General features: G+C 34.1%; 29 protein-coding genes. 4 read left to right on the top strand and 25 right to left on the bottom strand.

Annotation, left to right across the window (positions count from 1 at the left end):
- The first annotated feature begins 554 nt into the window (after positions 1 to 554).
- A complete protein-coding gene (locus OPR43_RS03340) occupies positions 555 to 2,288 on the top strand; it encodes a hypothetical protein (RefSeq protein ID WP_265035487.1) in 1,734 nt (577 codons plus the stop codon).
- A gap of 156 nt (positions 2,289 to 2,444) precedes the next feature.
- Here the strand turns inward: OPR43_RS03340 and OPR43_RS03335 are convergent, their stop codons facing one another.
- From OPR43_RS03335 to coxB, 5 genes are all read right to left on the bottom strand, one after another.
- On the bottom strand, positions 2,445 to 5,561 hold the full coding sequence (locus tag OPR43_RS03335) for a DUF3971 domain-containing protein (RefSeq protein WP_265035486.1): 3,117 nt from the start codon (positions 5,559 to 5,561) through the stop codon (positions 2,445 to 2,447).
- On the bottom strand, positions 5,554 to 5,991 hold the full coding sequence (gene rnhA / locus OPR43_RS03330; RefSeq protein ID WP_265035485.1) for a ribonuclease HI: 438 nt from the start codon (positions 5,989 to 5,991) through the stop codon (positions 5,554 to 5,556). The genes OPR43_RS03335 and rnhA overlap by 8 nt, the downstream gene beginning before the upstream one ends.
- A gap of 176 nt (positions 5,992 to 6,167) precedes the next feature.
- Positions 6,168 to 7,055 carry a heme o synthase gene (locus OPR43_RS03325; protein ID WP_265035484.1) on the bottom strand — a complete coding sequence of 296 codons (888 nt, stop codon included), beginning with the start codon at positions 7,053 to 7,055 and terminating at the stop codon, positions 6,168 to 6,170.
- A gap of 1 nt (position 7,056) precedes the next feature.
- Entirely contained in the window at positions 7,057 to 8,607 is a 1,551-nt protein-coding gene (gene ctaD, locus OPR43_RS03320) for a cytochrome c oxidase subunit I (protein ID WP_265035482.1), read from the bottom strand.
- A gap of 15 nt (positions 8,608 to 8,622) precedes the next feature.
- Entirely contained in the window at positions 8,623 to 9,387 is a 765-nt protein-coding gene (gene coxB, locus OPR43_RS03315; RefSeq protein ID WP_265035481.1) for a cytochrome c oxidase subunit II, read from the bottom strand.
- Between the two features lie 717 nt (positions 9,388 to 10,104).
- Here coxB and OPR43_RS03310 point away from each other — a divergent pair.
- Positions 10,105 to 10,278, top strand: coding sequence for a WPE palindromic element domain-containing protein (locus OPR43_RS03310; RefSeq protein WP_265035480.1), 174 nt, complete (start codon positions 10,105 to 10,107; stop codon positions 10,276 to 10,278).
- 611 nt (positions 10,279 to 10,889) lie between these two features.
- Here the strand turns inward: OPR43_RS03310 and OPR43_RS03305 are convergent.
- Positions 10,890 to 12,410: an HlyD family type I secretion periplasmic adaptor subunit gene (locus tag OPR43_RS03305; protein ID WP_265035479.1), complete on the bottom strand. Its 1,521-nt coding sequence runs from the start codon at positions 12,408 to 12,410 to the stop codon at positions 10,890 to 10,892.
- 263 nt (positions 12,411 to 12,673) lie between these two features.
- Here OPR43_RS03305 and fabG point away from each other — a divergent pair, with 263 nt between their 5' ends.
- Both fabG and OPR43_RS03295 read left to right on the top strand, forming a co-directional pair.
- Entirely contained in the window at positions 12,674 to 13,408 is a 735-nt protein-coding gene (gene fabG / locus OPR43_RS03300) for a 3-oxoacyl-[acyl-carrier-protein] reductase (protein ID WP_265035477.1), read from the top strand.
- Between the two features lie 94 nt (positions 13,409 to 13,502).
- Positions 13,503 to 13,832, top strand: a complete 330-nt coding sequence (locus OPR43_RS03295; protein WP_265035475.1) for a TrbC/VirB2 family protein — start codon at positions 13,503 to 13,505, stop codon at positions 13,830 to 13,832.
- Between the two features lie 28 nt (positions 13,833 to 13,860).
- Here the strand turns inward: OPR43_RS03295 and OPR43_RS03290 are convergent, their stop codons facing one another.
- The 19 genes from OPR43_RS03290 to rplE all read right to left on the bottom strand — a co-directional run bounded on the left by OPR43_RS03290 (position 13,861) and on the right by rplE (position 26,438).
- Positions 13,861 to 15,141 carry a M48 family metalloprotease gene (locus OPR43_RS03290; RefSeq protein ID WP_265035473.1) on the bottom strand — a complete coding sequence of 427 codons (1,281 nt, stop codon included), beginning with the start codon at positions 15,139 to 15,141 and terminating at the stop codon, positions 13,861 to 13,863.
- A 71-nt stretch (positions 15,142 to 15,212) separates the two neighbouring features.
- Positions 15,213 to 15,866 (bottom strand): 3,4-dihydroxy-2-butanone-4-phosphate synthase, encoded by a 654-nt coding sequence (gene ribB, locus OPR43_RS03285; protein ID WP_265035471.1) that lies wholly within the window; start codon positions 15,864 to 15,866, stop codon positions 15,213 to 15,215.
- 6 nt (positions 15,867 to 15,872) lie between these two features.
- On the bottom strand, positions 15,873 to 16,367 hold the full coding sequence (gene greA, locus OPR43_RS03280) for a transcription elongation factor GreA (RefSeq protein ID WP_265025652.1): 495 nt from the start codon (positions 16,365 to 16,367) through the stop codon (positions 15,873 to 15,875).
- A gap of 9 nt (positions 16,368 to 16,376) precedes the next feature.
- Positions 16,377 to 17,918, bottom strand: a complete 1,542-nt coding sequence (gene atpA, locus OPR43_RS03275) for a F0F1 ATP synthase subunit alpha (protein WP_265035469.1) — start codon at positions 17,916 to 17,918, stop codon at positions 16,377 to 16,379.
- Positions 17,915 to 18,475, bottom strand: coding sequence for an ATP synthase F1 subunit delta (gene atpH, locus OPR43_RS03270; RefSeq protein ID WP_265025655.1), 561 nt, complete (start codon positions 18,473 to 18,475; stop codon positions 17,915 to 17,917). Before atpH ends, atpA begins: the two co-directional genes overlap by 4 nt.
- A 41-nt stretch (positions 18,476 to 18,516) precedes the next feature.
- Positions 18,517 to 18,867, bottom strand: coding sequence for a YraN family protein (locus tag OPR43_RS03265; protein ID WP_265035468.1), 351 nt, complete (start codon positions 18,865 to 18,867; stop codon positions 18,517 to 18,519).
- 23 nt (positions 18,868 to 18,890) lie between these two features.
- Entirely contained in the window at positions 18,891 to 19,319 is a 429-nt protein-coding gene (gene rplQ, locus OPR43_RS03260) for a 50S ribosomal protein L17 (RefSeq protein ID WP_007550873.1), read from the bottom strand.
- Between the two features lie 7 nt (positions 19,320 to 19,326).
- Positions 19,327 to 20,394, bottom strand: coding sequence for a DNA-directed RNA polymerase subunit alpha (locus OPR43_RS03255; RefSeq protein ID WP_265035466.1), 1,068 nt, complete (start codon positions 20,392 to 20,394; stop codon positions 19,327 to 19,329).
- A gap of 21 nt (positions 20,395 to 20,415) precedes the next feature.
- A complete protein-coding gene (rpsK, locus tag OPR43_RS03250) occupies positions 20,416 to 20,802 on the bottom strand; it encodes a 30S ribosomal protein S11 (protein WP_265025658.1) in 387 nt (128 codons plus the stop codon).
- A 24-nt stretch (positions 20,803 to 20,826) separates the two neighbouring features.
- A complete protein-coding gene (gene rpsM, locus OPR43_RS03245; RefSeq protein ID WP_007550179.1) occupies positions 20,827 to 21,195 on the bottom strand; it encodes a 30S ribosomal protein S13 in 369 nt (122 codons plus the stop codon).
- A gap of 59 nt (positions 21,196 to 21,254) precedes the next feature.
- A complete protein-coding gene (locus OPR43_RS03240) occupies positions 21,255 to 21,896 on the bottom strand; it encodes an adenylate kinase family protein (RefSeq protein WP_265025659.1) in 642 nt (213 codons plus the stop codon).
- A complete protein-coding gene (gene secY, locus OPR43_RS03235) occupies positions 21,893 to 23,221 on the bottom strand; it encodes a preprotein translocase subunit SecY (RefSeq protein ID WP_265035465.1) in 1,329 nt (442 codons plus the stop codon). Before secY ends, OPR43_RS03240 begins: the two co-directional genes overlap by 4 nt.
- Before the next feature lie 3 nt (positions 23,222 to 23,224).
- Entirely contained in the window at positions 23,225 to 23,695 is a 471-nt protein-coding gene (rplO, locus tag OPR43_RS03230) for a 50S ribosomal protein L15 (protein ID WP_265025661.1), read from the bottom strand.
- Positions 23,696 to 23,698: 3 nt separating this feature from the next.
- Positions 23,699 to 24,211: a 30S ribosomal protein S5 gene (rpsE, locus tag OPR43_RS03225; protein WP_265035464.1), complete on the bottom strand. Its 513-nt coding sequence runs from the start codon at positions 24,209 to 24,211 to the stop codon at positions 23,699 to 23,701.
- 12 nt (positions 24,212 to 24,223) lie between these two features.
- The gene (rplR, locus tag OPR43_RS03220; protein WP_265035463.1) at positions 24,224 to 24,595 is read right to left on the bottom strand and encodes a 50S ribosomal protein L18; all 372 of its coding nucleotides are present in this window, start codon (positions 24,593 to 24,595) and stop codon (positions 24,224 to 24,226) included.
- Positions 24,596 to 24,600: 5 nt separating this feature from the next.
- Positions 24,601 to 25,146, bottom strand: coding sequence for a 50S ribosomal protein L6 (rplF, locus tag OPR43_RS03215; RefSeq protein WP_265025664.1), 546 nt, complete (start codon positions 25,144 to 25,146; stop codon positions 24,601 to 24,603).
- 16 nt (positions 25,147 to 25,162) lie between these two features.
- Positions 25,163 to 25,558 carry a 30S ribosomal protein S8 gene (rpsH, locus tag OPR43_RS03210; protein ID WP_265025665.1) on the bottom strand — a complete coding sequence of 132 codons (396 nt, stop codon included), beginning with the start codon at positions 25,556 to 25,558 and terminating at the stop codon, positions 25,163 to 25,165.
- Between the two features lie 21 nt (positions 25,559 to 25,579).
- Positions 25,580 to 25,888 carry a 30S ribosomal protein S14 gene (gene rpsN / locus OPR43_RS03205; RefSeq protein WP_265025667.1) on the bottom strand — a complete coding sequence of 103 codons (309 nt, stop codon included), beginning with the start codon at positions 25,886 to 25,888 and terminating at the stop codon, positions 25,580 to 25,582.
- Between the two features lie 16 nt (positions 25,889 to 25,904).
- Complete coding sequence (gene rplE, locus OPR43_RS03200) at positions 25,905 to 26,438, bottom strand: 50S ribosomal protein L5 (protein ID WP_010962750.1); 534 nt, start codon at positions 26,436 to 26,438, stop codon at positions 25,905 to 25,907.
- Position 26,439 lies beyond the last annotated feature (1 nt).

The raw sequence follows: 26,439 nt of genomic DNA, 5'->3' as shown, positions 1-26,439 counted from the left end.
TAACTATAAGTCACTGAATTTCACTAGTAAATTTACTGCCATCATCCATATTGTACAATTGTATATAAGATATAGTATAACAATAGTGTCCGTTCAGCTAATACCAATTCCCACTGCACAACAAACGGATAGACAAGAATGGAAAAAAAGCCATACCATTGCCTCTCTTTCTCACTCCATAATTAAAAAACTCTGCAATCCCTCTTATTTGATTCACTAATAATGAGAATTGGTATAACTTTGCTATTTTTCTCTCTATAGCTAACCCAAGAAAGGTTTTCCTACGTCATACCGCCGCAGCGCTAACAAGTAGCGGAATGACAAATTTGTCGTTTTTCAAATTGTCGGTAAATCTAAGTCAGTTTAGCTATATAAAATATAGTATAAAAAGAGCTATTTCAGCAAAATTTTAAACAAATAAAGTTCATTAGCTTCACAATTGGCACTTTATGAGAAAAGTACACTTGATATATAAATTTAAAATACAAGTTAACGAATTATTATGATTTTTACCAAGATAATAATATAGTAAGGTTTGGTAGTGAGGTATCAAAATGGGAAAATACACTAACGCATGGTTTTATAAGAAGACTAACCCAAATCATCATGATTGTGCAAATGATGGCACTTGTGGACAATCTATACAAAATTGCAAAATTGGTAATACAGACATTTCTTTTTTTGATAGTAACAAAAACTTAATTGCCAAAGTACCTAAACTGCCAAAGTATTCTAGTGATAAATATGGGCATCAATTGTATAAGGAAGCTGAGTCAAAGCAGTTCAATTATTTTTCCACAAATATACATGATGTTTTGTCTAACAGCTTTACCGTTAAATACGGGTATATAAATTGTACTATAAAATACGACAACTTATCTGAGCAGGAACAAAACCAAATAGAAACAGACATTAAAACTGCCTATGAAGCATTTAAAGAAAAGTTTTGCTTGAAAAATAGTAATGCAAGTTACGATATAACGGTTTACATTTTTAATAATAGAAGCGATTATACAAAGTATAATGATCTTCTCGGCATAGATGAAGATGGTAGTCCAGGATATATTATACGAGGAGTAACAGATAGTCAGAATATTCTGACATATAAGCAAAGTGCCATGGATTTTGTTCTAGGTCATGAGCTAGGCCACATATTTCAATTGTGTTTTTCACCATCGGCAACAGTCAAAGCTTTGTATAATCTGGATACTGAACTCATAGCAAATGTTGTTGGACGAGAAGTGGAGGAAAAAAATTATAAAGCTATTTGCAAGCAGATGGGTGTAGATGAATATAAAAACCGTGGATCGGAGTTTATATTTAAATACAAAGGTATAACTGGTAGTATATACCGCGAGGACCTTTCAGAAGATGAAAAATTTCAAATTATACAACGTGTCAAGAATTCTGGACTGGATGAATATGAAGACCGTGGATGGATGTTTAAATTTAAATACAAAGGTACAACTGGTAGTATATACCGCAAGGACCTTTCAGAAGCAGAGAAATTTCAAATTATACAACGTGTCAAGAATTCTGGACTAGATGAATATGAAGATCGTGGATCGATGTTTAAATTTAAATATAAAGATACAACTAGTAGTATATACCTCAAGGATCTTTCAGAAGCAGAGAAATTTCAAATTATACAACGTGTCAAGAATTCTGGACTAGATGAATATGAAGACCGTGGATGGATATTTAGTTTTAAATACAAAGGCACCACTTATAACGTAAGATGCAAGGACTTTTCAGAAGATGAAAAATTTCAACTTATCAAAGACATTAAGAACTCTCATGAATCGCTCGTTAGTGAATGTGATGGATTGGGGAATGAGAACACAGCTTTATCGATTTACTTTGATGAAAATAAGGAGATAAGTCTAATGCTTTTTCGTAATCCAGACAAGAATATATCAAAATGGTTAGATAAGACACTCATAAGCAGAAGTAAGCCTGAACAAGATGTGGATGACACAGTAGGAAAAGAACCTGAACCAGAATCAGTCGAAGAGGATACTCAGCAACCCAGTAATTTCTTATCCAATATTTTTTCAACAATTAAATTCATTATTGGTTCTATCTCATCACTCTTTTCATGGTTATTTGGGTCTAAAGAGGAAGAACAATCTGATAACAACCTTTCTTCGCTTAACTTATCAGAAGAACAATCCGATGACAATCTTTCTTTGCTTAAACCTGATGTTAATCACGATGCTGAAGAAAACTACGTAGGCAATTACTCACTATGTAATCATGATTATCACCAACATGATGACCTAATATAGTAAAATAACGAACTTTTATCCCCTACCCTTCTAGTTGACTTTGCAGATATGGGGAGGCGATAAAGGGTACTTAAACAACTAGATAAAAAATTAGGCAGATCATTCTGAAATTCTTGCATTTTTGTCCACAATTTTGTTAAACAACTTCTCTTTTGGTCATATCGAACCAAATTTCTTTTTCACGCCACCTTTTAAGCCACTTTTGTTAGTTTTTGTCATAATGCGGTCAAACACTCCCAATAACCTCTTTAATAGGTTTGGAGTTAGCGAAGAGATAAGATCAACAGATACGTTATTGTTTTTGTCATCACCACTTGCTTTATAGTCTATTGAAACGATTCCCCTACTTTTCCCGCCAGTAAGAAGTTTCCCAATTATAGGAATTTTTAACAAAGATTTATTAATTGAATATGCCGGTATTACCTGCCCTTCAACCTGGAATTTATAATCTTTAATATCGAGCTTACCACCAGTGCTAATGCCTAATTCCGCTCCTTCAAGCCAAGATTCTTCAATTTCGACAGAGCCGTCTTTGTATGAGAAAGGTGCATTACATTTATAAAAGTATACACCTTCGTTCTTTATGGCATTTACGATACCAGGCAATGAAGACATCGACAATAAAGTAGTAAGTAGTGGAGCATCTTTGATGTAGAAATTGCTAATGGATAACGTACCATAATGTTCTCCACTTTCTCTCTGAGGAGAGAGATAAAAAGACAATTTGCCGTTTTTAATTGATTTACTAATGCCTAAGGAACGCGAAAGTATACCTGCATTATCCGCATATATTTCGAGCCCTATTCCACTGTATTCCGCTAGTATGTTGCTGCTATCTTCTAGAAACTGTCCTGTAAATTGACTTCCATTGCAATTACCTTTAGTACAGGTTACATTCAGCTTAGCATTTTTGATAACGATGCCTTCTTTCATAATTACATTGTCAACATTCATACTAATCTCTATATCTTTGTTTAATCCATTACTGTTTTTGCCAAGCAAGCCTAAAATATCACTTAAGTTAATTTCCTTACCATAAATAGTTATGGCATTTTTTTCCTTACCTGATTCAATTTCTATACTAAAATCATTATCAGGCAATTTAAAGCTACTAGAATTTAAATATAAATTTCCATTTTCTACTCTTCCGCTGAATTTTATATCTAGGTCATTTCCTACAACATCTAATTTGTCTATTAACAATTCACCTGCTCCTTTTAACCTTGTAGAAAACAAAATTTTATTGTGATCTTCAAAACGATTTTTCCACCCAAAATAACTTGAACGTGATTCAAGCTCTGATAAATCCATATTACCATTAACATGCCCCGTCTTATCTTGATTTATCACCGATTCTATATTTGTATTGACATAGCCACCTATATTTTCATCAAAATTAAGTATTTGAGCGGGTAAATCTCCGGTCAAATTCCAGGCGAAACTTTCATTCCTATTGCTACTTTTCAGGTCAAATAATAGCTGTGTGTTATTCACCATACCACTACCATTTAAATCTATAAAGTCACTGCCAAAACTAAGCTTAATGTCATATTTACCAAGACTTGCATTATAGACGGCCAAATTGTCAATTTCAGAATGAAAATTTGCTGAGAAGTCTACTTTTTTGTCATCAGCATTTAGATTAAAAATGCGAAAATTAAATACAGATTTTGCCATTCCACTTACTTTATCCCTTTCAACCTTCACCACATCATCCAGCTTAAATTTTATAGGCTCATATAAACCATAAGCATCACTTACAGCTTGGCCATTAATGGTTAGAACTGAATTTTCCTTATTGAGAGATTTCATTTCAATATCACCGCCATTAATAGTGAAATTCTGAAACTTAGCGCTATTTGCAGTAATTTTGAGATTGTTATTCTTGAAGGTTAAGTCACCGTTTAATTCCCTTGCTTGCTCAAAATCTTCATCAAATTTTACGCTACCGTTTTCTATATCAGCAACAACTACAATGTCTGACAGATCGTCATCAACCAAATTTTTAATTTTGCCATTGAAACTTACAATGGTATTTAAAACATCCCCATCAATATTATCACAATACCAGCTTTTAAATTTACTATTTACTACACTATCTGGTACATAAGTACATAAATCCTTTGCAGCAAACTTACTAATATTAATTCTAAGCAAAGCATGGCTTGTACTAAAGTTCATTTTGCCTATTAAAGAAAGATACATACCATTTAACTTAAAATGGAAGTTTTTTACACTAATAATTCCATCACTATATGTTAAATTTATATTTACATTAGTTAAGGCCAAATTTTTGTCCAAATAATTTTCTGTATTCAATACGTATATATTTCCATCTACAATTTCATCCTTTTTATTAATTTTCACTGAGAAGCTTCCTTTGAATCCTATATTTTTGTCCAAATTGTAGCTTTTAACTAATGTAGAAAACTCGCTCAATAGTCCCAATTTTAGATCATAAAATGTCCCGTACACATTTAGCAAATTGTTGCGATTTTTTATCGTAATTGATAAATCATCCAAAAATCCCTTTCCATCTTTTGTATTCACATGAATATCTAAAACATTAAAATCTTCCCCCTTCCCTATATATAATTTATCAATAAAAAATTCATCTTCTGTGCTTTTATCAATAGCGATGTTAGTAAATTCAATTTTTGAATCCGCATTTAAGTCAAAAAAAAATTCCCTTATTGTTTTTAATAGATTTTTTGCACTGCTTTCTGTCATCTTGAAATTCTTCCCTGTCATCCCAGTATCTTTTTTTCCTGTCATCCCAGTGCTTGACACTGGGATCCAGGTTTCTTTTTTTCTAGATTCCAGCGTCACGCGCTGGAATGACACCGAAGGAAGGCGGTTATTACTTAAATAATGATTATCCAAAAGGTCTAATGAGTTTTGCGGATTAACATTAGTTTCTTCTCTCTTGATATATACATGCACATTATCAGCTGAAACCTGAGAGAGATTTGTGCTAGCTTTAAATAAGGAACTTAACTTAAAATGTACAAAAAGCTCAGGAACTTTTATAGTAAAATTAGGATTTGCTATTGCTAAATCTGTAATGACTAAATACGCATCTTTCTGCCAAACAACTGAGGTATTCTCCATATTAACGCTTGAGCCAACAAATATTTTTGATATTTTATGTTTAACATAAAAATTAATATAATTAATATTGATTTCTAAAGGACTCTCACCCTTAAAAAAGACAAATAAGCAGAATACAAACAATAGAACTATGGAAAGTGATATAGTAATTTTTTTAAGCATTGATTATTGCTTTTCTTGCTAAACTATCAGCCTCCTCATTATACTTATCGCCACTGTGTGCTTTAACCCACTTCCAATCAATTTCGTGTTGTGAAGCAACGTTGTCTAGCTCTTTCCACAATTCCATATTTTTTACTGATTTTTTATTACTTGTTTTCCAGCCATTCATTTTCCACTTATTTATCCATTCTGTTATGCCATGCTTAACATAAAGACTATCCGTATATAGATTAATATTACAAGAAAATTTCAATACTTTCAGCCCATTGATCACCGCTGTTAACTCCATTTTATTGTTTGTGGTATTTTCTTCTCTACCATAAATGTCTTTTCTATAATCTTGAAATAATATGATAGCTGCCCATCCTCCCGCTCCAGGATTACCAGAACACGCCCCATCCGTGTATATTATCACTTCTTTTTTACTCATCTTTAACTGTAATGAATTAATAAAGTATATAGTTGCTTTTATGAAAGCACAATTTCTAAAGGTAGTTTAAGCTGCACCTTTAAATTTTATTATAGAAACAAAAAAAAGTGTGACAACGAGCATTACCAAAAGGAAAAGTAAAAAATAGTTTTTATGCTTCTGCCGTTCTTTCATAACTAAAATAAATCAATAGAACAAAAAATAATACTGGCGAATAGGGAAAATAGATAAGAAATTGAATAAGAAAACATTTTTTTCTGTGAGCTGTGATTCTTGAACTTCATAACAGATACAGCGTACCAAATAAAAACGCAACCTTCAAAGGTTGCCATGCTTAGATAAAGTAAAGCCTTTTTCAAAAATAGAGCCGGAAGCAAGCTAGTTAGCACCAGCAAAACACTATAAATTAATATATATTTTCTTGTTTTTTCCGGACCATAAACAATATTGAACATTGGAATTGATGCCTTTGCATAGTCTTCAGACTTATTTAAAGATAGGGCCCAAAAGTGTGGTGGAGTCCACATAAAAATTACTAAAAATAAAATGAAACTTTCCCAACTGACAGAATTAGTCACAGCTGCCCAGCCAATCATTGGAGGAAAAGCACCTGCTGCACCACCGATAACGATATTCTGCGGAGTACGCCTTTTTAGCCAAATTGTATATACGAAAACGTAAAACAATATGCTAACTGCAAGCAAAGCAGCAGAAATATAGTTTACTGCTATTGCCATGATAAATACTGATAATATTCCAAGAGTTATACCAAATTCAAGCGCGCTTTCTGCAGAAATTCTACCTGAGGGTATAGGGCGGTTTTTTGTCCTTTCCATGAGCAGATCTATGTCTCTGTCATACCACATATTTATAGCACCTGCAGATCCTGAGCCAAGAGCAACACATATAAGAGATATTAGTGCTAGAAAAGGGTGCATACTACCTGGTGCAGTAACCATACCAGCAACTGCAGTAAATACCACAAGATACATTATCCTTGGCTTCAGCAAACGCCAAAAATCCAGTATTGTTGATTCAACATTTAGCAAAATACTTGTGTACATTCTATTTTACCACTGGTGGTTTTTCGAAAGTATGAAAAGGCGGTGGTGAAGATACCGTCCATTCCAAGGTGTCACCTTCCCAAGGATTATCTCCAGCTTTCTTGCCCCATTTAAAGAGATGTATAACTATAAACACAAAAAACATAACTGAAACAAAGGACATATATGAGCCAATTGAGGATATATAATTCCAAGGGATAAACGCATCAGGATAATCAGGTATACGCCTTGGCATACCAGCTAATCCTAAGAAATGTTGAGGTAAAAAAGTGATATTGGTGCTAATAAAAGTAAGCCAAAAGTGGATTTGACCTAAGCGCTCATTATATTGCCTACCCGACATTTTACCAATCCAATAATAAAAGCCAGCAAAAGTTCCAAACAATGCAGCAAGTGACATGACATAATGGAAGTGAGCAACAACATAATAGGTGTCGTGCAGGAGCTTATCTATTCCACCATGAGAGAGAATTATTCCCGTTATGCCACCGCCAACAAACATAAAAATAAAACCTAGTGCAAATAGCATAGGGGTTTTAAACTCAATCGCTCCGCCCCACATAGTTGCAATCCAGCTAAAGACTTTTACACCAGTTATAACACCGATAAAAATTGTGGTAGTACTAAAAAATGCAGCAGCGTCAGCACTAAGCCCAACAGTGAACATATGATGAGCCCAAACCATAAAGCCAAATACTGCTATACCTATCATTGCATAAACCATCCCTATGTAACCAAATACAGGTCTGTGAGAAAAAGTTGATACAACCTGACTTATGATGCCAAATGCAGGAAAAATAATTACGTAAACTTCTGGATGACCAAAAAACCAAAATAGATGTTGAAATAACACAGGATCGCCACCACCGGCAGGATCAAAAAAGGAAGTACCAACATTGCGATCAGTAAGAAGCATAGTTATAGCACCGGCAAGCACTGGTAAGGCAACAATCAACATAAATGCTGTTAACAAGACAGACCAAACAAACAGTGGCATCTTAGTTAATGACATTCCTTTTGCGCGCATGTTAAATATAGTAACTATAAAGTTGATCGCCCCAATAATTGACGACATACCAGCAACATGAAGTGCAAGTATAGCAAGGTCAACTCCTGCACTCGGGTGGGACATAATTTGTGATAAAGGCGGATATAAAGTCCAACCCGTACCTGGACCTTCACCAATAAACACTGAGAGAATGAGCAAAATAAAAGATGACACTAATAACCAAAAACTTAAATTATTCATACGAGGAAATGCCATATCTGGTGCGCCAATCATGAGAGGTACAAACCAGTTACCAAATCCTCCCATGAGGGCTGGCATTATCATAAAAAACACCATTATCAACGCATGCCCTGTAACCATTACGTTATATAATTGATAATTATTGTTAAGTATATTAATGTGCATTAGCTGAGTGCGAATAATCACCGATAATAATCCACCAATAATTCCAGCTAATATGGAAAAAATAATGTACAGTGTCCCTATGTCTTTATGATTAGTGGAAAACAACCAACGCTTTATGCCCTTTGGTACATCACTCATATCTATACTCCAAATTTAACTCACTAATTTTCTATTTTCGATCCACTTATTAAAATCTTCTTTGCTTACTGCTTCAACAACAATTGGCATAAATCCATGGCCTAGACCACACAATTCGTAGCACTGCCCATAATAAACACCTGGCTTTTTGACATTAAACCACGCCTCATTCAGCCTACCTGGTATCGCATCAATTTTTACACCGAAAGCTGGTACTCCCCAGCTGTGTATCACATCTCCTGCTGTAACTTGTAAACGAACGTTAGCATTAACGGGTAAAACGATGTTATTATCAACAGAGAATAGCTTTAAATCTCCTTCGATAAAGTCTTTTTCTCCCTTAATATAACTATCAAACGACACGCCTTGATATTCTGGATATTGGTAGCTCCAATACCATTGATGGCCAATAATTTTCAGTGTTATATCAGCTTTCGGTATTTCTTCCTGTAGCTTCAGTAATTTAGCGTTTTCAAAGGCTAATATTCCAACAATAATCGTTGGTATAACAAACCAAACAATTTCTAAAAGGACATTGTGATTAGTTTGGCTTACGTTTGCCACTTTGCTTTTACGAAAGCGAAATACTACATAAGCAAGCAGCGCCCACACAAAAAGCATTATTGCAACCATCACAACCATCACAAACGAATGTGACCTAACTACAGCCTCCATTACTTCAGTTGCAGGAGCAGGAAATCCAAATTGCCAGGAAGTAGGAGCAGAGGCAACAGATATATTTGAGTAAAATATTATCAATAGTGCAAGTAACTTCACCATATCTTTTGTTTGTTTGCTATAAAACTAAATGATATACTGTATAATAGTATATATAAACTTACTATGCAAATAGAGATTAGTGATGGTTAATAATTTTTTAGCATTCAACAAGTATAATAGTACAATACTAATTTGAGGAAAAAAGCATTTACATAAATCTATTGTAAGTAAAAATATTATAATATTTTAAATTAAGTATTTACTTTAAGTAAATTCTATAATAAGTTTAATAGTGTCTGTTACTGCTAATAACCCTCTAGCCTCACACCTAAAAGCAGTAACAGACACTATTAAACTTTATGACAAGTTTATAATCTGTAAGATCAAAATCTTACAAGTGTCTTTATCTCATTATACATTGCAGTTTGTTAATTAACTTTTAATGCCTATGGTAGCATTTACTGGACCAAAGGTTTATGCATTATAGAAAATAATTATAAAAAACACACTATTTGTATACCATACAAACTTTTTTCATTCTGCATAGCTGAGTTACTAGATTTTGTAAACGAAATCTTTAGAGAAGCCAAATGGGCAAAGTTTCATGAAGGTCTTTCGCCAAAACAAGGCAAAATACGCTAAAATTCCTGATTTCACCCAAAATCTTAGCATAGATCCCGCTAACAAGTAGCGGGATGACGAAGTTATCGTCATGCCGCCGCGAACCGTCATACCGTCACGGTATCTCTCAGCCGCTAACAAGCAGCGGGATGACGATTGTCAGGGTGTCATCCAAGTAGCCTCTTTCTTGTCATCCCAGTGCCCAGACACTGGGATCCAGAAAACTTAATTTTAACCAAGTGGCTGCATAATAAAGACTGGATCCCAGACTGGAATGACACCCTACTTAACCGTCATACCGCGATTCATTCGCGGTATCTCAGCCGCTAACAAGAGATCCCGCTAACAAGCAGCGGGATTGACGGTTGTCGTTTAGCCATAAATATTAAGAAATTTACCAAACAAAAAAAAGGCAAAAGAAGCCCCGTGGTGGTTGGCTATTTACTATGTACTAAAATATCGGCGTTTTTTTTATTCTAAAACGCTTGATTAAGAGCGATTTAGCTGCTTTTAACTTGCAACTAACCTACACCGCAAGTGTTTAAGAAATTTACTAAGCAGGAAAAAAGGCAAAGAAACCCCGTAGTAGCTAGCATTCAAATTCTCCCTTGTCAATTTGACGTTTTTTGCTGTCTTAAACGCTTTGTAAGCGCGTTTCGGCTTGTATAGGTAAAAACCCAGAAATTTTTAAAGACATGCGATGCACGTAGTGCGAAAAATTAAACATGAGACGCCAAATACCCTAAGTTTTTTGTCATTAACCTGCACAGATTGCGAAGATAAATAAATAGCTTCAGTTTCATGATAAGGGGGCTGGCGGAGTTTGTAAAGCAATTTTTCGTTTCTATTGAATGACACTGGGAGGTAGTGCAAGAAGCCTATTGTCTAACTATATACCTAAATTTTATTACGGCACTTTCACTACTACTTTAACGAGTGAGCTACCTTTCTATAAAAGACCTATCGACTGTTGCAATTATAGGCGTAAACAAGAATGATAAAAGAGTACGGGATTGAGTAACTATGTACACTTCTGCTGGCATACCAGGGTATAGGTATACATTTTTAAACTGAGCAAGCTCTGACTTTGGTATCACCACGCGCACTGAATAATAACGCCCTAGTCTTGGATCATCAAGAGCGTCAGGAGAAATATGGCTTACTATACCACTAATTAAACTTAAACGACGTGCACTGTAAGCACTTAACCGGACTTTAACCTTTAGTCCTTCTAGCCCATCAATAGAGACTATGTTGCTATCTTTCTTTTGTGCTGACAGTACCTCTTCTATGTTTCTGGTCTGAATTTTAGCATCTATTATTAAGTCATCATCCGATGGCACTACGCTCATGATCGGAACTCCAGATTGTATAACACCACCTTCAGTATGGTATCTTATATCTGTAACTATCCCATCTTGAGGGGATTTAATTATTGTACGTGCCAGTGAATCTTCAGCAACCATCAGCCTCTCTTTCAAGTCTGCAATAGACGTACTAACTTCCTTAAGTTCAGCGTTTGCTCTTTCTTGAGAATCATTTTTTACGTTTATAATTTCTAATTCGTTCTCTCCAATTTTTTGCTGCACTTGAGATATTGCAGAACGGTAATGTCCAACTCTGCCTTCAATTTCAGCAAACTGTTTTTCTAAAGCTAAAATGTGTGGTTTGCTTATATGGCCACTATCAAGTAATTGTCTTTTTGTTTCCAACTCCTCAGTTACCAAGTCATATTGCTTATGAGCTGCATTTAGTTGAAAGTTTAGCCCCGCTAATTCATCATTTAACTGCTTTATACGTTGTTGCAGTATGTCTGTTTTTCCCAATATGCTCTTTCTCTGAGAGTTGAACAACTTTACTTGATTCTTTATCGCTTTATTTACAAGTTCATCGTGAGATAATTTTTTAACCTCATCAGGAAACTCGAGCGTGTCCAAATCTACTCTGATTGCAAGAAGCCTTGCTTCTGTTGCTAAAAATGATAAGAGCTTCTCTTTGATAATACTTAAATTCGCCTTCTCGTTAACATCACTCAACAAAACTAGAGGCTCATCTTTTTTAACTGCTTGGCTCTCTTTTACTAAAATTTTGCTTATTATTCCTCCGCCCAAGTGTTGAACTATTTTCCTATTTGAAGATACAATAACTTCTCCACTTGCATGCACCGCACCGTCAATTGGAGCTATAGCCGACCAAATACCGCCTATTCCAAAAAAGATGAGTATCACTATCAGACCAAAAGATAGTGGCCCCCATGTTACTTTCAGGACTTCATTTACGTTATTACTTTCGCGTTTTAAAATAAAATTTATCACTGCATCAATCAATGCAAACGTCTTATCCAAAAATTTTGGGTACTTCTTCTTTTTATTTTTTGCTCCTTGCATATTTATATTATCACTATGGCCAATCAAGCCTGTCAAAGAAAATCCAGCGCTAAGCTTTTTTAACTTACTTATCATAATACTACTGTGAATTTGTGTTAACTCAAGATAACACACAAAAACAAAGAATCTATAATTTAAGCATTCCATTTAGACTGTAGAGCACCAGAATAAACTATTTAGTAACAATTCCTGCAACTATGTTTTTAAAATTTTTTGACGTTTAACTTTATTATAACTTTTTCTTTATTTTGTGAATATCTGAGTTACTTATATTATGTAAGAAATCTATTGCCAACCAGTCAATATTCTGTTAGGAATTAAGATAATATAAAGTTATTATGTTTAAATTGGAAAGCAGAAAGTTCCTGATCACTGGCGCATCAGGCGGAATAGGGCAAGCAATTGTAAAAATTATGCACAAAGCCGGAGCAACTTTATGTATTTCTGGCACAAAAAAAGAAGTGCTCGAAGAAGTTGCTAAACAATATGAAAAAAATATGCATATACTCCCTTGTGACTTATCAAATGCTGAGGAAGTAAATCAACTAGTAAATAGAGCAAGTGAGTTGATGGAAGGCTTTGACGGGCTTGTATGCAATGCGGGCATTACGCGAGACAGTTTATTATTGAGGATGACAGATGAAGCATGGCAAAAAGTAATTGATATTAACTTGAGCTCTACATTTAAGCTGAGTAGAGAAGCATGCAGGAAACTAATTAAGAATAATTGGGGAAGAATTATAAATATTTCCTCAATAATAGGGCTGACAGGAAACGCCGGGCAAGCAAATTATGCAGCGTCTAAAGCTGGAATAATAGCTATGAGCAAATCTATAGCAAAAGAAGTTGCAAGTCGTAATATAACAGTAAATTGTATTGCTCCTGGGTTTATAGATACTAAAATGACTGAAGTTTTAAATGAAGTACAAAAGGGAAAAATATTAGATAATATTCCAATGAAAAGAATGGGAACAGGGGAAGAAATAGCAGCAGGGGTCTTATTTTTAGCAAGTGATGAAGCAAAATATATAACAGGGCATGTGCTTAACATTAATGGTGGGTTATTTATGTAGCAACACTTATGTATGGACAAATTATAATTTTTACTTTAAAATAAAAATATGTGTAGGTTTAGGTTTGCGTTAGTTTATTATTTAGAGGCAAAAAATGAGCTCTATAATGGAATTTTTTAGTGTTTTTTGTGTAGTATTGCTTTTCTCTTTCTCAGGTTATGCAGCTGACCCTGATATGGATGATACAACTGAAGTAATATGCAATATTATTGGTTATGTTTGGGGAATAGGCGGTCCACTTATGACGGTAGTAATAATTGGTGCAGCTTTGCTTGCAATATTTGGCAGGATGCCGTGGCCAGCTCTCTTTGCTCTAGGCATGTTCTGTGGTGTATTTTTTGGCGCTAAGACGATTATAATGAAAGTTATGCCCAACGTAAGCAATGAAGCAAAAGCTATGTTGGAAAAGTGTGGACAAAAATAACCCATAAAAGTGCAGAAATGCTTTTTTGTTATCCATTAAATCGTTTCATATCTTCAACTTGCAACAAATAAGGGCTATCTTTTGGTAGAGTTTTAACAGCTAGCTCAGCATATTTTGTAAATTGCTTTAAATCACCTTCAATACAAGCCTTTTTTGTCAAGGCAAAATAATGCATTGCCGTATCAGCTTCACATTTATATGCAATGCTTAAATATTTCCAGACAAAGGCGTTATTTGGTTCTACATTCAAAATCTGCTCCAGGTAAAAAATCGCCTTTTTTGCATCACCGTGTAATAATAAAGTATGAGATAATGCGAGTTTTACTAAATAACTATTCTTCTCAGATAAATACCTAAGCGATTCTTCATACATTTTTATTGCTTCACTTAAATTTCCAGCCTTGTATAGCATTTCTGCTTTTAATTCATATAGGTATGAGTCATTGCGTGATTCTTGAATCAATGAATTAACTTTAGCTATAGCCTCTTCTATCTTTCCTTGCCTATAGTAAACTATAGCATTTACATACTCAGAATTACCTTCATATTTATTAGATAACACATGAATAGGAGTAAAGAAAGAGTCTAGCTTTGCAACCACACGCTCAAACTTTAGTAATTTATCCGCAAAAATTGGTTTTACATTGTTTTTAACCTTATAATTTTGCACAGCAAATATGCGTTTATCACTAAGTGGGTGAGTGCGGAAATATTCCTCGGTGTTCTCATGCTCAATACTTTTAAAATAGTCAAAAATCTCTTTCATACCTGAATTATCATAGCCAGATTCATCAAGATACCTTAAAGCATAGCTATCTGCTACACTTTCTTGCTCTTGAGAATAGTTAAAAAACAGCCTTGAACTAAGCGCTACACCACTAAGCAAAATTGCACCAGCAATCTGAGGATTAATGATAATACTAGAAACTAATCCTACCATATAACTAATCATTGCTATTGATTGAAAATAACCCATAGCACCACTCATTTGCAATATATGACCAGCAGATATATGAGCAATTTCATGTGCTAATATACCAAGCAGAACATAAGGTTTAGCCGAATATTGTAAAAGCCCTAAATGAATGAAAATACTATTATTGTTAATTACGAAAGCGTTAATCGAATTATCATTAATTATAAAAACCTTCATTCGGTCACTATCAACATCCGCAGCAGAAAATAAAGGTTGCGCTAGCTCTTTCACTATTGCTTCCACTTCACTATCTCTAATAATGTTAATAGAGTAAGCATTATTATAATATGCAAAAAAGAACAATAAAGTCAAAAACTTAGCAATTTTAAACATGAAAATTCTGTATTTGTACAACTTACAGGAATTTTATATTTTAACACTTAAATTATACAAATTTATAAACGCTAGTTTGATTTTTTGACGTAACTGATAAGTTTGTCGATGGTGGTTAACTTAATTTTATGATGTTCAGCAAATTCAAGCAGCTCAGGTAAGCGCATCATAGAGCCATCATCATTCACTAATTCACACCCTACAGCTGCATGATTAAAGCCAACTAACTTTGCTATTTCAACACTTGCTTCAGTATGACCATTGCGTGCTAAAACCCCACCATCATTTGCAATAATAGGAAAAACATGCCCAGGAGTAATAATATCATCTTTAGTACTCTTTTCATCAATAGCGGTAAGTATCGTATGCGTTCTATCATGAGCAGAAACACCTGTTGTAATGCCATAACGTGCATCAATTGACGTAGTAAATGCAGTATGAGGAGTAAGCTTTTCATCCACATTACTTCTTCTCATAAACTCAAGATTTAGTTTATTCATATGAAGCTTTGTCATAGCTAAAAACACAATGCCAGTACCGTACCTAACCATAAAAGCCATATGTTCTGGTTTTACTTTTTCAGCTAAGACAACCAAATCACCTTCATTCTCTCTATTTTCATCATCAACTAAAATGAATAATTTACCGGAACGAGCATCCTCTAATACATCTTCCACAGAAGAAATGCCGGGTAGACTCATTGAAGCATAAGTGGCCTGTACCATAATAATTTACTTAAATTCAATCTTAACTATTTTATACAATTTCTCTCCATTTGGCACTGTCACTTCCACATATTCACCGACTTTTTTGCCGATTAAGGCACTCCCGAGTGGTGAACTAGTAGATATTAACTGCTTTGAAACATCAGCTTCATATTCGCCTACAACCTTATAAACATATTCCACTTCACCGTTATTATCACTTAACATGCTTAATGTCACAGTTGCACCAAACATTACTGAATCACCAGACAAATTTTTTACTTCTATTACTTCCGCATGTGAGAGCTTACTTTCTATCTCCATTATACGGCCTTCAATAAAACCTAACCTTTCCCGTGCTGCATGATACTCTGCGTTTTCAGACAAATCACCTTGATCACGAGCATCAGAAATAGCCTGTATCACAGAAGGTTTTTCTTCCTTTAATTTTTCAAGTTCGGCTTGCATATTCTCAAAACCTTTACTCGTTATAGGAAATTTATTAATAATGGATGAAGCCATAATCACCACCTAAACGCAATTAAATTGAGTAACGAAATTACTCACAATGTTAAAAATATCACCTTTTATATCATCACTCATGTCATTTGACAACTTTTTTAAAACCCCAGGATGCACAGTATGAAAATAATTAATAAGATCATGTTCAAATTTATTAATGTAACTTATTTGTATTTTACTTAACTGATTATACAGGTTAGAAAAAATATACATCAGCACTACTTGCTCTTCTATTGACATAGGTAAATGTTGTTTTTGCTTTAATAACTCGACAAGATATTTACCCTTATTCAAGGATAATTGAACACTAGCATCAAGATCAGAACCAAATTTTGCGAAATCTTCCAATTCTCTATACTGAGCTAAGCTTAGCTTAATAGAACCAGCAACTTTCTTCACAGACTTTAGTTGTGCAGCAGAACCAACCCGTGAAACTGACAAACCTATATTTACTGCAGGTCGAAATCCTTTATAAAATAATTCAGACTCAAGAAAGATCTGCCCATCGGTAATTGAAATAACATTTGTTGGCACATATGCAGATACATCACCAGCTTGAGTTTCGACAATTGGCAAAGCAGTTAAAGACCCCTGCCCTTTTTTATCAGACATTTTAGCAGCTCTTTCAAGCAAGCGAGAATGTACATAGAATATATCTCCAGGGTAAGCTTCACGACCAGGAGGACGTCTGAGCAATAAAGACATCTGCCTATATGCCACAGCATGCTTAGATAAATCATCATATACAATCAAACAATGCATTCCATTGTCACGGAAAAATTCCCCAATAGTGCAACCAGCATAAGGTGCTAAAAATTGCATAGGCGCGCAGTCAGATGCACTAGCCACAACTACAGTTGTATACTCTAATGCTCCGCTTTCTTTCAGCTTATTTACCACTTTTGCTACTGTTGAAATTTTTTGTCCAATAGCAACATAAACACAGTAAACTTTTTGATTTTCGTTTACCTCATCGTTAATCTTTTTCTGATTGATAATAGTATCAAGCGCAATAGTAGTTTTACCAATTTGTCTATCACCAATAATTAATTCACGCTGCCCTCTACCTATTGGAATTAGCAAATCTATAATTTTAATTCCTGTTTGCAGTGGCTCATGCACAGACTTACGATCAATAATGCCTGGCGCTTTAGATTCTATATCCATTCTGTTTTTGGCTCTAATTTCCCCACCGTCGTCTATAGGATGGCCCAACGCATTTACAACTCTCCCTAACAATTCATGCCCTATAGGCACCTGCACAACATCACCACTACATTTTACAACGTCCCCTTCTTTCACATCACGGTCATTACCAAGTACAACTATTCCAGCCGTATCATGATCTAAATCAAGAACTATTCCTTCTACACCGCTTGCAAAAAATACCTTTTCACCGAATTTTGCTTTTTCCAGTCCATAAACCAATGCGATACCATCTGTTACTGAAATTACTTCACCTATATTTTCCCGCTTTATAGGATTATCAAACGTCTCAACCTTTTCTCTTATTATACTTGCTATCTCAGAGACATTCATACTGTTCTTCATACAAAATTCCTTACTTTTAATATTTCCATTTTACTTAATTCAACTAACCTATCCAAGCAACTTTTTAGCGAAGCATCGATCAAATTAAAACCATACCTAACTACGAAGCCACCTAGTATAGAAGGGTCAACCACATTGCTTACTTTTATTATTTTACCAAGAAAGCTCAAAGATTCAGTAATTATTTTTATATCAGATTCCTTTAAAGTTTCTGCTGACTTTATAGTAATCTCGAATTCATTTTCATTTTCTCTTGCAAGACTTAAGAATTTTTCTAATATAAGGATCAATAAACTAGAGCGTTTATTTGCAAATATAACCATAATAAATTTTACTAAATTCTCACTCAAGTGCTCATTTATAGAAAGCATCACTTCTTTTTTGTGTGCAAAAGAAATCATAGGATGAGATAGGTACACAAAAACATCACGTTGATCCTTAAAAAAAGCCAACAAAAATTCTACTTCTTTCCTTATAATACCTAACCTGCTTCCTGAGACATGAAACAGCACTCTAGCGTAAGATGAAACTAAATTATTGTATTGGGTCTTTTTCATATTAAATCCAGTAAATCTAAATTAATTCAGCTACAAATCTTTCATTCTTCAATCCAAGCATTTTTTATATAAACAGGTCTTCTCTTTAAGGAAAGAAAATATAAATCATATCTGACTGAATAATCTAAAAAACTAAGGTTTTTACTTAAGAAATACTTAGAAGAATTTATAATAGAATGACATTGAAGATGAGATATCGGTATTTCTTTTCCAAGTAAACTTGTTTTAACTTCTATAAAAATCAGCTCCTTTTTTTTAGATACAATTAAGTCAATTTCACCGAACTTACAACGGTAACGGCGTTTTATAACATTATACCATTTCAGTTTTAAATATACTAAAACTAATAACTCGCCAAAGTAACCTACAAAGTAGCGTAACCTACTTACCATAAGAAGAACAATTATGATAACAATTAACTTTGTGTAACTACTTTGCCTCCTTCTTTATTTTTACTATAAACCTTACCTCTTGCTGCAATATCCCTATCAACCAGTTCTATCACTGCCATTGAAGCGCAATCACCCTTTCGAGTGCTAAATTTTATTATTCTAGAATACCCACCTTTACGATCTTGATAACGGCTGGCTAAGACGTTTAATAACTTATCAACTGCTAACTTACTATTATGAAGGCGTGAAAGCAAAAGTCTTCTACCATGTAAAGTATTCTTATTCTTAGCAATTGTAATAAACTTTTCGACATATGGACGAAGTTCCTTAGCTTTTGGTAAAGTAGTTACAATCTGCTCATGGTTAATTAATGAGATAGATAGATTCTTTAACGTCGATAATCTATGTTCAGTGCAACGAGATAGTTTACGTTTTTTTATTCCATGTTTCATATATCACCTAATCTTCATCAGTATGTTGTTTAGCCAACTCATCTATATCCTTAGGCGGCCAATTTAGCACATTCATACCCAAAGACAAGCCAAAATTAGCCAAAACTGCCTTAATCTCATTCAAAGACTTTCTGCCAAAATTAGCAGTTCTTAACATTTCACCTTCTGTCTTTTGCACAAGATCACCTATATAAGTGATATTTTCGTTTTTCAGACAGTTATGAGATCTGACAGATAATTCCATTTCATCTACCTTACGCAATAAGACAGGGTCATAACCCAAATCTTTAGCACCACTAGACGAAGAAACCTGCGATTTTTTATAACTTACATCAGAACTAATAAAGGGCTGAAGTTGCTCCTGCAATATTCTTGCAGCAGAGTCAACAGCTTGACTCGGAGAGATTGTACCATCAGTTTCAATTGACAATATCAGCTTATCCTTATCAGTCACTTGGCCAACACGACTGTTCTCTACCCTGTACGAAACCCTGTTGACAGGGCTATACAAAGCATTAACTGGAATAAAGCCAATTAAATCCTGTTCACTCATAAGCTTCAAAAGTTCATTTTCTTTATACTTAATTACAGGAAGATAACCTTTTCCGCTAGCCACATATATGGTCATGTTAAGCTCTACATTTTGCCCCAGCGTACATATTAATAAATCTTTATTAACAATAGAGCATTGATCATCAGTTTCTATCATCCCAGCTAATACCTGGCAAGGCCCTTTAGCGTTTAAATTTAAGCATTTATTAGAAGCACCATTTAATTTACACCTCAACATGCCCATATTTAATACTATATCAGTTACGTCTTCTCTCACCCCTTGAACTGAAGTAAACTCATGAGTTACACCTTCAATTTTTATTCCATAAACAGCACTACCTTTAAGAGAAGATAACATTACACGTCTTAATGCATTACCTAATGTTAAAGCAAAACCACTTTCCAACGGTTCTAGCACTATATCACTTTTTTCACTGGAATCATCTGATATTACCTTAACTGAACTAGGTTTAATCAATTTATCTAAATTGCTACAGAGAGAAACATCATTATTATAATACATAAAACAACCTTTTCAAATATCCTATACTCTTCTTTTTTTTCTTAACCTGCACCCATTATGAGGAATTGCGGTTTTATCTGCAATTGAAGTCACAGTCAACCCACAGCTCTGAAGTGCTTTAACCGCAGCTTCGGTACCAAAGCCAGGACCACGAATTATTACAGAGACAACCTTCATACCAAATCTCTCCATTGCCTTCTTCGCAGCAGCCTCCGCAGCCTTACCTGCAGCATAAGGTGTGGATTTTCTCGAACCTGAAAAACCACATGCACCCACAGAAGTTTGACATAGCGTATTACCATGAACATCAGTTACATTTACAAAAGTATTATTAAAAGTTGCACGAATATGAACAACACCAGTAATAAACTCTTTTGTACTCTTACCAACCGTTTTGACTTTTTTCATTAAAACTCACAATAATAATAAATTTTATTTTTTCCCAGCAATAGGCAACCGAGATCTACCTTTACGAGTCTTAGCATTAGTATGAGTCCTTTGCCCTCTCACAGGTAAACCTTTTCTATGTCTCACTCCTCTATAGCATCCCATTTCCACTAAAGATTTTATGTTCATAGCCACTTCTTTTCTGAGCTCACCTTCTATAACATAATTTTGTCTAATGAAACTGCTGATCTTTTCTATATCTTCATCTCGTAATTCTGAAACACGTTTGCGCTTATCAACTTCGCAAGCGTGACAAATTACATTCGCAGTAGCAATACCTATACCATATATATAAGTTAATGCAAAAGGAACACATTTCCTCACTGGAATATTTATGCCTGCAATACGTGCCACTGGTACCTCGATACTTTATTAATAACAACTCTTAATTTATACCATAAAACAACTCAGAGTCAAACCAAATTACAAGAAATTTTACTTTCAATCTCTTGCGTTACCTCATCAACACTCAAATTAGCGTCAATTGTTAATAATTTGCCTTTATAATACTCGCGTAAACCTTTCATTTGAAGGTGATATTCACTTATTCTCTTATTAATTGCAGACATATCAGCATCATCAATTCTTTTCTCTAACTTCGTACTTTTACACTTAGCACAAGTAGTACTCTTAAAAGAAGATATACTATATATACTTTTACAGTCCAAACACGCAAGACGATTTTTTAATCTATCGATTGCAATATTATCGTCAAGCTGCAGCTCAATTACAATATCAACATCTGTACTATATTTCTCCTGCAAAATTTGAGTCAAGAAATGAGCTTGGTTTAAATTTCTCGGAAACCCGTCTAACAAGCAATTACCATCCATTGATGCAAGCTGGTCACGCAATAATCCACATATAATTTCATCTTGAATTAAATTACCAGATTCTACGGTACCCTTTATTTTTTCACCTAACTCACTACTGCTAGATATAATATTCCTTAATAAATCCCCTACTGAAATTAATTTTAAATTATATTTTGCTATTAACAAGCTTGACTGAGTACCTTTACCAGAACCTGGAGGACCAAAAATCGTAATGATCATCTTACTTTCCTCGTTTTAGACTCATATTTCTTTATCCAGCTGTCGTACCTATTCGAAAAAATATAAGATTGTATTTGCACAATAGTATCAGTAATAACGTTCACTATAATCAGCAAGCTCGTTCCACCAAAAATAAATGGTATATCATAATAATATCTCATAACTTCAGGTACGGTACATATAACTACCAAATACGCAGAGCCAATGAATGTCAACTTAAAAACTATATCTTGAAGGTAATCAGAAGTATGTTTCCCAGGCCTTCTACCAGGTATAAAACCACCATTTTTTTTAAGAAAATCTGCGTTTTCCTCTGGATTAAATATAAAATTGGTATAGAAAAAATTAAAAAATACTATCAGCACCAAATAGGCTACAATATATACTACTTTATTTGCCATAAAGTAATTCAAAATAAAATCGGAAAAAGCGTGCCCCTTATAGAAATTTGCAATTGAAATAGGTGTCAATAAAATTGCATTAGCAAAAATGGTTGGTACTACACCAGATAAATTAATCTTCAATGGAATATAAGTAAAATCGTCATTATGTAATCTTTTAAATTGCTTTTTAGGATGTTGAACAATAACCTTTCTATAAGAAGACTCTACAAAAATGACTAAGAGTAGCAGTAAAAAAAACAATATCAAAACAAAAAGGATAATAAATAACGATACGCTACCGTTTTTATTTAACGTTAACAAAGATGACAAAGCGCTGTGTAACTCTGATATTATGCCCGTGAAAATGATTAATGAGATACCATTGCCTATACCGCTAGCGCTGATTCGTTCACCAAGCCATATTAAAAGCATAGTTCCACCTAAAAGGCTAAAAACACCTATTGTACGAAACATAACACCAGGTTCGATTACAACCAATACCCCTTCCCTATTCATCCCTTCCAATCCAACCAAAATTGGAATTGATTGAAATACACAAATTACTATGGTCAGGTAGCGTATATAAGAATTCATCTTTCTACGGCCTGACTCTCCATCATTCTTAACTTCCTTCATTCCTTTAATCGCAGAAGAAAGCAACTGAATAATGATAGAAGCCATTATATATGGCATAACGTTCAATGCTAGAATTGTCATTCTAGCCAATGCACCACCAGAAAATAAATTAAATACTCCAAAAACGCCTGAGCCCTCTTTGGGAAATATATCATTAATTACATCAAGATTAATTCCAGGGATAGGCACATAAGTACCCAAGCGATAGCAAATTAAAGCTATTAGCGTAAAAAATATACGTTTTAATAAATCGCCTTTATATAACAACGTAGGATCCAAGCTATTAAATGCGGATTTATTGCCCATGATTTACGATAGTATTTCCACACTACCACCAACTGAAGCTACAGATTTTTTTGCAGCTTCTGACGCAAAATCAACATGAAACACAAATTTTTCGCTCAACTTACCTTTATTAAGAAGTTTAATTTTATTCTTAATAGACTTTATAAAACCTAATTTATACAGCCTCTCCTTATCTATAACAGAGTCTTTCACTATTTTTTTAGCTTCCATTAAGCGCTGTATATCGCCAACATTAATTATAGAGTATATGTTCCTACGTATAGGCTTAAAACCTCTTTTAGGCAAACGAGTATATATAGACTGTTGTCCACCCTCAAAACCATTTATGGAAACTCCACTTCTAGCCTTTTGCCCTTTATGCCCTCTACCGGATGTTTTACCTTTACCACAACCGATACCTCTACCCAGCAACTTAGGCTTCTTTTTCTTAGATAATTTAGTAAATATAGAGTTTAATTTTACAGCATTATTCATACTTTACCTGTTTCCAACTATCTCGCTAATCTTTTTGCCTCTTTTGCTTGCCACCTGACGAGGAGACAACATACTATCAAAAGCCTTAAACACCGCACATATAACGTTATGAGGATTATTTGATCTAGTAGATTTAGCTACCACATCCTTTATACCTAACACCTCAAAAACTGACCTAACCGCTCCACCAGCAATAATACCTGTTCCGGCTCTTGCGGTTCTTAAAACTATCTCACCAGAACAAAATTTAGCTTTAATATCATGATGCAAAGTTCTACCTTCACGCAAGTACACTCTAATCATCGATTTCTTTGCAGCATTTACAGCTTTGACTCTTGCTTCAGCAACTTCTGCGTGCTTACCTATTCCACATCCTACCCTACCCTTCTCATCGCCAACAACAACCAAAATTGAAAATGAAAATCTTCTACCACCTTTGGTAACCGTTGTTACTCTTCGTACCGAAACTAAAAGCTCTGATAAATCATTATTATTTTGTAAATTCTTTATAGCCATATTCAAACCCTTCTAAAATTCAAATCCAGAACTTCTTAAAGCCTCAGCAAATTGAGAAACTAATCCTGTATATTTATACGCTCCACGATCAAACACTAGCTCTTGTTCTAATTTCAGACCAGATAAGCGCTCAATCATTAAAGAAGAAACCTGTTTTATAGTTTCAGCGTTGACTTTCCCTTTACATACATCCTTAATTTTAGCATCCAAAGTAGAAGCTGAAGTGAGAGTTACTCCTTTTACATCATTAATTAACTGGACATAAAAATGCCTATTAGATTTAAATATGGATATACGCAAACGTTCAGCGCTCTTGTCAAGCTTCGCTCTATTACGCAACTTCCTTTTTTCAGCATTACTTAAAAAATTATATAACCTTCTCATCTTAATTACTTCTTTTTACTTACAACTTTACGCAACATAAATTTACCCTTTATTACAACACCCTTACCTTTATAAGGATCATATTTTCTAATTTTGCATATATCAGACGCCACCATATAGACCTTCTGCTTATCCATACCACTAACTACTAAGTGAGTTGGCTTTATACACTTAATCTCAACATCTTTAGGCACTTTATATTTAACATTATGGCTATAACCAAGATACAAAGTCAAATACTTACCATCACACTCTGCCTTATATCCAACACCGTTAATCTCAAGATTAACAGAAAAACCATCAATCATGCCGTTAATGATATTATTAATATTACTCCTATAAGTGCCCCACATAGGCTTTATTTCATCATAATCATCTTTATCTTGATCAACAGAAAGCAATAGCTGATTATCAACAATCCGGCACACAACATCACTGATTAAGCTAACTTCTTTTTCAGCCTTAGCGCTCTTTATTAACACACTACCATTATTATATTCAACTGAAACACCAGCAGGAATATTGATAGGAGCAGCACCTATACGAGACATGAATTTCTCCTATTATTTAAAACACACGACACAAAACTTCTCCACCAACCTTTAACTTATGTGCATTATAATCAGTCATCACTCCTTTGGGTGTCGATATAATAAAAATACCAAGACCATTATATGCTTTAGAAATGTCCTTATACTTAGAATAACGACGACAACCAGGCTTTGACACCCTAACTATGTCACTAATTACAGGTGACTTCTCATAATACTTCAATTTTACAATGAAAGAAGGTAAATTATCTACAACTTGCTTTTCATAATCAAGGATATACCCTTCATCTTTTAAAATCTTCAGTATAGAAGAATTCACTTTAGAAAACAACACTCTTGTTGTTCTATGCATTGCTAATTGAGCATTACGTATCCTTGTTAAAAAATCACCAATACTATCAGATAACGCCACAATATACTCCTTATATTATATTCACCAACTAGACTTTGTAACTCCTGGAACTTGCCCAAAAGAACATAAATCACGCAAAACAATTCTACATAAACCAAATTTTCTATATACTCCTCTTGGTCTCCCAGTTAAAGCACACCTATTTCTAATTTTGGTTTTAGAAGAATTTCTAGGCAATTTTTTAATTAATTTATTTTGAGCTGTAAACCTTTCTACAATAGACAAATTCTTATCATTTATTATAGATTTCAATTTTTCTCTTTTTTCTTTATATTGATCGCACAGCTTTATTCTGCGAAGATTTCTTTCTATCATAGATTTTTTTGCCATATATTTCTCCTCTCAATTAATCAAAAAAAGGAAATTTAAGAGCCAGTAATAATTCCTTTGCTTCCTTATCACTAACTGCACTTGTTATAATATTAATATCCATACCTCTAATTTTACTTATTTTATCATAGTCTATTTCTAAAAACGAGATATGTTCCTTTATACCAAAGGAAAAATTACCATTACCGTCAAATTGCTTCACACTAAATCCTCTAAAATCTTTTTCCCTTGGCAAAGCAATATATATCAATCTTTCTAAAAACTCATACATTTTATCTCTACGCAAAGTAACTTTGCAACCTACTGTAGCACCTTTTCTGATCTTGAAGCCAGAAATAGATTTTTTTGCAAAAGTTGATAAAGGCTTCTGCCCAGCAATCAAATATAGGCTATCAAGTGGTTCATTTATTGCTTTACTATCTGTAGCAGCATCTCCAACGCCCATATTGATACACACCTTGACAAGTTTAGGCACTTGCATTATATTGCCGTAATTAAACTTATCCTTTAAGGACTTTACTATGCTATCTTTATATAATTCTTTAAACATA

The sequence above is a fragment of the Wolbachia endosymbiont (group A) of Apoderus coryli genome (genome assembly GCF_947251615.1).
Taxonomy (GTDB): domain Bacteria; phylum Pseudomonadota; class Alphaproteobacteria; order Rickettsiales; family Anaplasmataceae; genus Wolbachia.
Note: the sequence above shows the minus strand (reverse complement) of the source record. Positions and strands in the feature narration are given on the sequence as shown.

Bases quoted from the DNA above. Each gene is read 5' to 3' on its own strand.
- coxB (WP_265035481.1), bottom strand. From the start codon at position 9,387: ATGGTGAAGTTACTTGCACTATTGATAATATTTTACTCAAATATATCT.
- atpH (WP_265025655.1), bottom strand. From the start codon at position 18,475: ATGAAAAAGACCCAATACAATAATTTAGTTTCATCTTACGCTAGAGTG.
- OPR43_RS03295 (WP_265035475.1), top strand. From the start codon at position 13,503: ATGAGCTCTATAATGGAATTTTTTAGTGTTTTTTGTGTAGTATTGCTT.
- secY (WP_265035465.1), bottom strand. From the start codon at position 23,221: ATGGGCAATAAATCCGCATTTAATAGCTTGGATCCTACGTTGTTATAT.
- OPR43_RS03290 (WP_265035473.1), bottom strand. From the start codon at position 15,141: ATGTTTAAAATTGCTAAGTTTTTGACTTTATTGTTCTTTTTTGCATAT.
- OPR43_RS03335 (WP_265035486.1), bottom strand. From the start codon at position 5,561: ATGCTTAAAAAAATTACTATATCACTTTCCATAGTTCTATTGTTTGTA.
- atpA (WP_265035469.1), bottom strand. From the start codon at position 17,918: ATGAAGAACAGTATGAATGTCTCTGAGATAGCAAGTATAATAAGAGAA.
- OPR43_RS03255 (WP_265035466.1), bottom strand. From the start codon at position 20,394: ATGTATTATAATAATGATGTTTCTCTCTGTAGCAATTTAGATAAATTG.
- rpsE (WP_265035464.1), bottom strand. From the start codon at position 24,211: ATGGCTATAAAGAATTTACAAAATAATAATGATTTATCAGAGCTTTTA.
- rplF (WP_265025664.1), bottom strand. From the start codon at position 25,146: ATGTCTCGTATAGGTGCTGCTCCTATCAATATTCCTGCTGGTGTTTCA.
- fabG (WP_265035477.1), top strand. From the start codon at position 12,674: ATGTTTAAATTGGAAAGCAGAAAGTTCCTGATCACTGGCGCATCAGGC.
- rplQ (WP_007550873.1), bottom strand. From the start codon at position 19,319: ATGAAACATGGAATAAAAAAACGTAAACTATCTCGTTGCACTGAACAT.
- OPR43_RS03305 (WP_265035479.1), bottom strand. From the start codon at position 12,410: ATGATAAGTAAGTTAAAAAAGCTTAGCGCTGGATTTTCTTTGACAGGC.
- rnhA (WP_265035485.1), bottom strand. From the start codon at position 5,991: ATGAGTAAAAAAGAAGTGATAATATACACGGATGGGGCGTGTTCTGGT.
- OPR43_RS03340 (WP_265035487.1), top strand. From the start codon at position 555: ATGGGAAAATACACTAACGCATGGTTTTATAAGAAGACTAACCCAAAT.
- rplE (WP_010962750.1), bottom strand. From the start codon at position 26,438: ATGTTTAAAGAATTATATAAAGATAGCATAGTAAAGTCCTTAAAGGAT.
- ribB (WP_265035471.1), bottom strand. From the start codon at position 15,866: ATGGTACAGGCCACTTATGCTTCAATGAGTCTACCCGGCATTTCTTCT.
- rpsN (WP_265025667.1), bottom strand. From the start codon at position 25,888: ATGGCAAAAAAATCTATGATAGAAAGAAATCTTCGCAGAATAAAGCTG.
- greA (WP_265025652.1), bottom strand. From the start codon at position 16,367: ATGGCTTCATCCATTATTAATAAATTTCCTATAACGAGTAAAGGTTTT.
- OPR43_RS03265 (WP_265035468.1), bottom strand. From the start codon at position 18,867: ATGGTAAGTAGGTTACGCTACTTTGTAGGTTACTTTGGCGAGTTATTA.
- rplR (WP_265035463.1), bottom strand. From the start codon at position 24,595: ATGAGAAGGTTATATAATTTTTTAAGTAATGCTGAAAAAAGGAAGTTG.
- ctaD (WP_265035482.1), bottom strand. From the start codon at position 8,607: ATGAGTGATGTACCAAAGGGCATAAAGCGTTGGTTGTTTTCCACTAAT.
- rpsK (WP_265025658.1), bottom strand. From the start codon at position 20,802: ATGAAAAAAGTCAAAACGGTTGGTAAGAGTACAAAAGAGTTTATTACT.
- rplO (WP_265025661.1), bottom strand. From the start codon at position 23,695: ATGAATAATGCTGTAAAATTAAACTCTATATTTACTAAATTATCTAAG.
- OPR43_RS03325 (WP_265035484.1), bottom strand. From the start codon at position 7,055: ATGTACACAAGTATTTTGCTAAATGTTGAATCAACAATACTGGATTTT.
- OPR43_RS03240 (WP_265025659.1), bottom strand. From the start codon at position 21,896: ATGATCATTACGATTTTTGGTCCTCCAGGTTCTGGTAAAGGTACTCAG.